Source organism: Rickettsia sp., from assembly GCF_965035265.1.
In genome coordinates this window covers 1-7,283 of the sequence record NZ_CBCDJS010000068.1, presented here as the reverse complement: position 1 = coordinate 7,283, position 7,283 = coordinate 1, and the positions used below count along the sequence as shown (strand labels likewise).

The window sequence follows — 7,283 nt, the reverse complement described above, 5'->3', positions numbered from 1 at the left end:
AAGATTCCATTCAAGTATTGGGTATAAAAAACCTATGAATGTTTATCTGGATTACGTACAACATTATGAACAAATAGCAGCTTAATTTTAAGCAACATTACCAAGTACATTGTTCATATATTTTGTCTTGATTTTTCAGGCCATTATATCTTTTGTTTCTGCTTTAAAAAAAGGAATAATATATCACAAACACGGAGTAAACGGGGTTAAACTTATTAAGGAAAATGCTTTTAAAGCTAAGTGGGGCTGCGATGACCGACTATTTACGAATATATTATATTTTAACGAACAAGGGTTATTATTAAATTTTGATGAGTACGGTAACCATGCTGAAGTAAAAAAGTTTATTAGCGGTCATCATTTGGAGTTTTATAATGTGGAGTGATTAAATTTTCATCGTCATTGCGAGGAAATTGCATAGCAATTGACGAAGCAATCTCAGGATATTTGACGAGATTGCCACGCAGCCTATGGGCTGCTCGCAATGGCAATATCTATAATTTAGCGAGCAATGCTTAAAACTTAAGATAATTTTGCAGCAGAGCTTAAATAATCGTTACCGTATTTCTCAATATAATCATCATATTTACCTTTAAAATCAACAATATTTTTCCTATGGGAAAGAGCAATAATCCTTGTTGCTATGGATTTTGCAAAGTCACGGTCGTGCGTTACTAATATTACTGTACCCTCAAAATCAATTAAAGCTTTTTTAAGGGCTTCTCTTGATTCTATATCAAGATGGTTTGTCGGTTCATCAAGAACCAAAATATTACTTTTTTCCAGCATCATTTTAGCAAGTAATAATCTTGCTCCCTCACCACCGCTTAAACTTAAAATATTTTTATTCACTTCATCACTACGGAATAATACTTGTCCAAGCGTATTTCTAATAGTATTTTCCGTTTCCTTTTCAGATTGCTTTTTAAGCCAATCAATAATACTAATATTTTCATTAAGTAGTTCATGATGGTCTTGAGCGAAATAAGATATTTGTGATTCATGCCCCCATTCATAACTACCTTGTTCTGCTGATATTTTATTCATTAAGATTTTTAATAACGTAGATTTACCGATACCGTTTGCACCGATAATAATAATTTTTTCCCCTCGTGATGCGTTAAAACTAACCTTATTTAATATTTGCTTATCCTCAAAGCTTTTAGTTATTTGATCGATTTTTAATACTAATTTTCCTGAGGATCTTAGTTGTTTAAATCTAAATAATGGACTAATTCTTGAAGATTTCTGTATATCCGGCAACTCTATTTTCTCCAACTGCTTTTCTCGGGAAGCACTTTGCCTTGCTCTCGTCCCTGCTCTAAATTTATCAACCCAAGCCTGCATATTTTCTATTTTCTTTTCTAAAAAATTTCGTTCGCTTAACTTCTGAGCAGCTATTATCTGCTTTTCTTGAACAAAATTATCATAATTGCCCGTGTATAGTTTTATTTCTCCATAATCTATGTCCAAAATATCCGTTGCAACATTATTTAAAAAAGCTAAATCATGTGATATAAAAATTAATATTCCCTTAAAAGAGTTTTTTAAATAATTCTCAAGCCAATATATTGAAATAATATCAAGGTGGTTTGTCGGTTCGTCGAGTAGTAAAATATCGGGATTATTAAACAGACTTTGTGCAAGTAATACCCGAAGCTTATAACCTCCTGACAATGCAGAAAGCGGCTCATAATGGTATTTTTCGGCTATTCCAAGACCTACAAGCAAGCTAGCTGCAAAAATTTCAGCAACATAACCATCGTTATCATATATTACTTGCTCAAGTTCACCGAGCCTATATCCTGCTTTTTCATCACATTCTTGCTGCTTTAATATTTCTTCTTTCTCTTGCAAAGCTTGCCCTAATTCTTTATTCCCTGCTATTACCGTATCTATAATCTTGGTATTTTCATAAAGAAACTGATCTTGTTTTAAACAACCTACTTTAGAGTTTTTTGGTATGCTAATCTCACCGAAAGCCGGATCTTCTTCCTTAGTCAAGACTTTGAAAAAAGTTGTTTTACCTGCTCCGTTTGCTCCAATAAGACCATATCGTTTGTTATTTTTAATATGCAAATTTACTTCGGTAAATAGTATTCTCGCACCATAACTCATGGCTAAATCGTTTATAATAATCATATTCTCAGATGTCGTGGTTAAATATTGTTGTTGCATGGATCAAACTTTTTATGTCATTCCTAGCTAAAAGCGGTATTGTTGCATGGCTCGAAAAACCCATTCGATGTCATCCCCGCGTAGGCGGGGATCCAGAAAAATAACTTCAATATTGATATAGAAGTTACATATTTGACAAAACAAACATATAAAAAACAAGTTTTTTATATGTCTTACTGAATTCCCGCTTTCGCGGGAATGACATAAATCGAGCCATGCAACAACGCCGCTAAAAGCGGGAACCCAGAAAAAAAATGATAACACAAAGAAAATTTAGTATATAATTTGCTTAAAAAACTGGATTCCTGCTTTCGCAGGAATGACATTGAACGCTTTTTTCGAACCATGAAACAAAGCCTTTGACCGCTCGGCAATAACATAAATTACCGTTATAATCAGGATAATAGCAACTATTATAAAATACAGACAAGCCACAGTATGACAATAAAAAATCTTATTTCTTCAATAATTCAACAGCTTTTGCAAAATCTACTATATATTCTTCTTCTTTTTCTAAATCTTTAAGTTTGAGGCTATTATTTGCCTGCTCTTCGTCACCTATAAAAATAATAAATTTAGCATTTTCATTTAAAGCACGCTGCATTCTTTTAGCTATTTTACCTAGAGGTTCTATGATAGTAGCAATATTTTGTGTTCGCAATTTATCTACAATTTCTAAAGCATAGCAAATATTATTTTCGCCTATAGGTAATACAAATACCGGCTTTACTTCAGATACATTATATTCCCGCATCAAAGCAATACGCTCAATACCGGCAGCAAAACCGATAGCCGGTACATCATCATTATTACCCATGATTTTAGCAAGCCCGTCATATCGACCACCCGCAAGAATAGTAGATTGCGAACCAAGCTTTTTCGTAGTAAATTCAAAAGCGGTATGGCAATAATAATCAAGCCCTCTAACTAAACGTGGATTTATGCTATATTTCACGCCTAAAATATCTAGATATTTTATTAACTCATCAAAATATTCTTTGGATTCATCAGTATAATACTCAGATAAAACTGGAGCATTTGCTATTATTTTCTGATCGATTTCGCTTTTAGAATCAAGTATCCGAATTGGATTTTTGATCAGCCTTATTTTGCTTTCTTCCGATAATTGATCTTTAAAATCATTTAGATATTCTATTAATTTTTGCTGATAAACGCTTCTTGATTGACTGCATCCAAGAGAGTTAAGCTCTAAGGTAGTATCCTGCTCTATTTCGAGTGCTTTAAGTATATCTACTGCTAACTTCAAAGTTTCGGCATCGGTTATTGCTCCTTTAGCACCGATATACTCGTAATTTAGTTGGTGGAATTGACGTTGACGCCCTGCTTGCGGTCTATCATAACGAAACACAGGACCTACAGAAAAGAGCTTTAAAGGTAATTTATGTTGTAAGCCGTTGGAGATAAAAGCCCTAATGATGCCGGCAGTAAATTCAGGTCTAAGTGCTACGGATTCATTACTTTTATCTAAAAAGCTGTAGATTTCTTTACTGATTACGTCAGAACTCTCACCCATTGAGCGATTAAAGACTTTGGTATATTCAAGGATTGGAGTACTCATTTGCTTATAGCCGTACAATACTCCTACATCCCTTGCTTTATTAATTATATAGTCATGAGCTTTATAATCATCCGGCAAAAGATCTTTCATTCCTCGGAGTGGTTGCAGCTTTTCAGTCATTTGGTTAAGTTTGTTTTGTTGTGTGGCGTGATTTTTTTTGCAGTGTCATCCCGCGACTTGATCGCGGGATCCAGTTTAAAATACTAATATTATTAGTATTTTAAGTTTTTTTCTGGATACCGTGGTCAAGCCACGGTATGACAACAATCCTAGTTCTGCCCTTTTTTCATAAAAAATGATCTTACAATATATAAAACAAATATTGTAATAAACCAATATATTAATGCCCGACCTGCCGTTAATAGATTAAATTCACCATCATATATCTGAATAAATAATAAATACGCACAAGCTATTAAGATAAACGGAACAATAATAAATATTAAAGGACATTTAAAAGGTCTTTGAGCGTCAGGTAATCTTACCCTAAATAATACCACTATTATTGTAACGGTTATATAATCAATAAGTGCTCCCATCGAAGTTAATTGTGTTAATAATTCCGTAGAACAAAACCCTCCAAGGATAGCGGCTAAAGAAGCAAATATTATAATCGTAATATATGGGCTATCATATTTAGGGTGTAGTTTTGCAAAACTTTTCGGTAATAATCCGTCACGTGCTATAGCATAAAAAATACGAGAAGTACCGTAAATATTCATCATCAACACCGTCATCATACCGCAAATTGCACCGGTTGCAACAATAGCCGAACCAATCTTACTGTTATTAATAGTTAATGCATATGCAAGCGGTTGATCATTATTTAGCTGATCAAAAGGAGCTATACCCGTAACAAGCCCTGCCATTACCACATATACTATAGTAGTTAAAACAAGTGATCCAATTATACCGATCATTATATCACGTTTTGGATTTTTACACTCTTCAGCAGCGGTTGCAATCGTTCCAAAACCTGTAAAAGCTAAGAATAAGATAGATGAACCGACCAAAACGTTACTAAAACCGAACGGCATAAAGTTGCTCCAGTTAGTAGCATCGAAATGCGGGGCAGCTGCGAGTACAAAAACAAATATTGCTGCCATCTTTACAAAAACTAAAATAGCATTTAACCTTTTACTATCTTTAGTACCTAAATATAAAATAAATCCAATAAATACTGAAATTAAAAATGCCGGTAGATTTATTATACCGCCATTTGTCGGTACCGTAGTTAATGCTTTTGGTAAATTGATTCCACCTGCTTCGAGTATTCCTTGTGCATAACCTGACCAACCAGCGGCTACTATTCCCGCAGCTACACCAAGCTCCAATATTATAACGCTACCGATCATCCAAGCAAATACTTCACCAAATGCTACATAAGAATATGTGTAAATACTTCCCGAAGTCGGAAGCATAGCTGCAAGCTCTGTATAAACGAGAGCTACGAAAATACATGTAATACCTGCAATTGCGTAAGATACCATTACAGCAGGACCTGAGTATTTAGCAGCAATTATACCAGTAACGACAAATACGCCGGTACCGATCATAGCACCAAGACCTAGTAATATTAAATCAAATGCTCCAAGCGTTTTACTAAGACCGCTTGAACTACCTATCTCTTTTACTGATTCAAAACTTTTCTTCTTAAAAAAACTCATTTAGTTTCTCCTGTTTTTAGTGAGCTTATTTTGTATTGCCTAATGTAATAATTTTTCCGTCATTGCGAGGAACGTAGTAACGTCAGTCGCTCGCAATGACGCAATTACCTTATATCCCTAGTAATCCATCCGCCGCCAAGTACTCTTTCACCTGCATAAATAACGCATGCTTGCCCGGGGGCGACAGCTTTTTCTTCGGATAAAAATTTTACTTTCATTTTATCATCGCCGAGTTTACTTATTTCGGCGTGGCGTGGTGGTCTTGTTGAGCGGATTTTAACGGCTACTTCTAGCTTTTCATTATCTTTAATCTCATCTGCAAGCCAATTAATATCTTTAATTATAAATTCTTGCACGTTTAATGCGGACACCGGTCCTACATATACTACATTGTCCTTAGGGTCAATCTTTACTACATATAAAGGTTCGCTGTAAGCTATACCAAGTCCTCGACGTTGCCCTATAGTGTAATTAATTATACCGCTATGCTCTCCTAGCTCAAATCCGTTTACGTGAATAATTTTACCGCTTTCACTACTACCCGGACGTATTTTATTTATTACGCTCTTATAATTTCCATCAGGCACAAAACATATATCTTGGCTATCAGGTTTATCTGCTACCTCAAGCCCGAATTTATTAGCTAATCTTCTTGTTTCATCTTTAGTAAGCCCCCCTAGAGGAAAGCTTAAATATTCTAACTGCTCTTTAGTGGTAGTAAATAAAAAATAGCTTTGATCTTTTACCGGATCAAGTCCCGTATGTAGCTCAGCTCCGTTATCACCGTTTATTTTTCGTACGTAATGACCGGTAGCAAGCTGACCTGCTCCAAGCTCTTTAGCCGTTTTAATTAGATCCCTGAACTTTACCGATTTATTACATTGAACGCATGGCAGCGGCGTTTCACCTTGTAAATAGCTATCGACGAAATTATCTATTACCGACTCTTTAAATTTGCTCTCGTAATCAAGTACGTAATGAGGAATACCAAGCTTGTTTGCTACCATTTTAGCATCGTAAATATCCTGACCGGCACAACAGGCATTTTTCTTCCCTACTGCTATACCGTGATCATATAGCTGCAGCGTAATACCTATTACATTATACCCCTGCTCATGCAACATTGCGGCAACTGCCGAACTATCAACCCCGCCTGACATTGCAACAACTATAGTAGACTGCTTATCCCCTAAATTAATCATAAGAACCTAAAACAAACAGCAAATTATACTAGATTTATAATTAAATTACAACACTATCTTTTAGTATATTAAAATGCTATAATTCTACATCTTTGAAGAATTCAAAAATCATATGTTATTTAAAATATTATATAAAACAGTTATTACATTAGCTCTAATTTATTTCGTACTGATTATTTTAGAATATGCACGTCAAGGTTTTATTAATGACTTATCATTACAAAAAGTAGATTTATCTATTCAAAATTCTATAAAAGAACCTATTTATTTAGTCTCATATGCCGATGGACCTGAATATGTTTATCGTAATCAGAATGCAACTACTCATTATGCGATTAATAAAGGTATAGATTTCATATTTAACTATAAGAAAAAGCATATTAATCAGGCATTTATAGAAAAAAACCAAGAAATTTTTAATGAACCTGCAGGAGCAGGTTTATGGCTATGGAAACCTTATATTATACTTGAAACAATGAAAAATGCACCGGAAGGAGCTATTATAGTATATTTAGATTCGGCTTTTGTTATCAAGCAGCATATCAGTAATTTAACAAATCTTTTAGGCGATAATGATGTATTACTGGTACATGATCGCAATCGTAAAAACGGTAGTTTTGTTAAAGGTGAAACTTTTGCTTTGATGGATTGTCTGAA

Annotated in this window: 5 protein-coding genes and 1 pseudogene; 2 read left to right on the top strand and 4 right to left on the bottom strand. The window is 34.4% G+C overall.

Annotation, left to right across the window (positions count from 1 at the left end; genetic code table 11):
* The first annotated feature begins 127 nt into the window (after positions 1–127).
* Positions 128–385, top strand: coding sequence for a hypothetical protein (locus tag AC1Z7D_RS05165; RefSeq protein WP_482602569.1), 258 nt, complete (start codon positions 128–130; stop codon positions 383–385).
* A 137-nt stretch (positions 386–522) separates the two neighbouring features.
* On the opposite strand, the gene AC1Z7D_RS05160 is transcribed toward AC1Z7D_RS05165, so the two are convergent.
* The 4 genes from AC1Z7D_RS05160 to mnmA form a co-directional block, all read right to left on the bottom strand.
* Entirely contained in the window at positions 523–2,178 is a 1,656-nt protein-coding gene (locus tag AC1Z7D_RS05160; protein WP_482602567.1) for an ABC-F family ATP-binding cassette domain-containing protein, read from the bottom strand.
* 454 nt (positions 2,179–2,632) lie between these two features.
* Entirely contained in the window at positions 2,633–3,877 is a 1,245-nt protein-coding gene (gene hisS, locus AC1Z7D_RS05155; RefSeq protein WP_482602565.1) for a histidine--tRNA ligase, read from the bottom strand.
* Positions 3,878–4,026: 149 nt separating this feature from the next.
* Positions 4,027–5,424, bottom strand: a complete 1,398-nt coding sequence (locus AC1Z7D_RS05150; RefSeq protein WP_482602563.1) for an amino acid permease — start codon at positions 5,422–5,424, stop codon at positions 4,027–4,029.
* 104 nt (positions 5,425–5,528) lie between these two features.
* Complete coding sequence (gene mnmA / locus AC1Z7D_RS05145) at positions 5,529–6,626, bottom strand: tRNA 2-thiouridine(34) synthase MnmA (RefSeq protein WP_482602561.1); 1,098 nt, start codon at positions 6,624–6,626, stop codon at positions 5,529–5,531.
* Between the two features lie 112 nt (positions 6,627–6,738).
* Between mnmA and AC1Z7D_RS05140 the strand changes: the two are divergent.
* A pseudogene (locus AC1Z7D_RS05140) lies at positions 6,739–7,283 on the top strand (hypothetical protein); the annotation flags it as partial.